This window comes from Streptococcus mitis (assembly GCF_022137125.1).
Classification (GTDB): domain Bacteria; phylum Bacillota; class Bacilli; order Lactobacillales; family Streptococcaceae; genus Streptococcus; species Streptococcus mitis_CE.
This window is the reverse complement of record NZ_JAKNEQ010000018.1, coordinates 1-621: the sequence shown is the minus strand read 5'-3', so window position 1 is coordinate 621 and position 621 is coordinate 1. Positions and strand designations below refer to the sequence as shown.

Annotated in this window: 1 protein-coding gene; it reads right to left on the bottom strand. The window is 38.5% G+C overall.

The window, feature by feature from the left end:
• Positions 1–621, bottom strand: a 621-nt coding sequence (locus L0P31_RS09250) for an ISL3 family transposase (protein ID WP_238096648.1), incomplete at both ends; no start/stop codon positions are given.

Genomic DNA, 621 nt, shown 5'->3' with positions numbered 1-621 from the left:
CGATAAAAATCCGTTTTTTGAAGTTTTCAAAGTTCCGAAAACCAAAGGCATTTCGTTTGATGAGTTTAATGAGATTATTTGTTGCTTCTAATTTGGCGTTGGAGTAGGGTAGTTGAAGGGCATTGACGATTTTCTCTTTGTTCTTTAGAAAGGTTTTAAAGACAGTCTGAAAAAGAGGATGAACCAGCTTAAGATTGTCCTCAATAAGTCCGAAGAATTTGTCTGGCTCCTTGTTCTGAAAGTGAAAAAGTAAGAGTTGATAGAGATGATAGTGGTGTTTCAAGTCTTCTGAATAGCTCAAAAGCTTGTCTAGAATCTCTTTATTCGTCAAGTGCATACGAAAAGTAGGGCGATAAAAACGTTTATCACTCAGTTTACGACTATCCTGCTGGATGAGCTTCCAGTAGCGTTTGATAGCCTTGTATTCATGAGATTTTCGCTCAAATTGATTCATGATTTGGACACGGACACGACTCATAGTACGGCTGAGATGTTGTACAATGTGAAAGCGATCAAGTACAATTTTAGCACACGGGAAAAGTTGTCTAGCCAAGTCATAGTAAGGGCTAAACATATCCATCGTAATGATTTTCACCTGACAACGAACGGCTCTATCGTAGC